Genomic DNA, 236 nt, shown 5'->3' on the forward strand with positions numbered 1-236 from the left:
ATAAAAAGTAATATACTTAGTTTCATAAACCTTTTCAAACCCCTTAATTCTCGAAATGGCTATCAGCAGCACTTCTTCTTCAAGTGAATTTATTACTCGAAGCTTACTTCTATAAGATCGATACCTCTGTCCATCGAGAGAGAAGTGAAATTCTAAATATTCAACGAACACATTTGTTTTCATGCTCACTAAGTTATTCCCAAGATTTGCTTTGTTGAACTCTTCGTTTTTAAACT

1 protein-coding gene is annotated in these 236 nt (G+C 32.6%); it reads right to left on the bottom strand.

Annotated elements, in window-relative coordinates; genetic code table 11:
- The coding region (locus R0J88_RS23480) for a hypothetical protein (RefSeq protein ID WP_410901387.1) at positions 1-189 on the bottom strand (189 nt) is incomplete at its 3' end.
- Between the last annotated feature and the right edge of the window lie 47 nt (positions 190-236).

This window comes from Pseudoalteromonas sp. SIMBA_162, from assembly GCF_046535955.1.
GTDB classification, from domain to species: domain Bacteria; phylum Pseudomonadota; class Gammaproteobacteria; order Enterobacterales; family Alteromonadaceae; genus Pseudoalteromonas; species Pseudoalteromonas marina.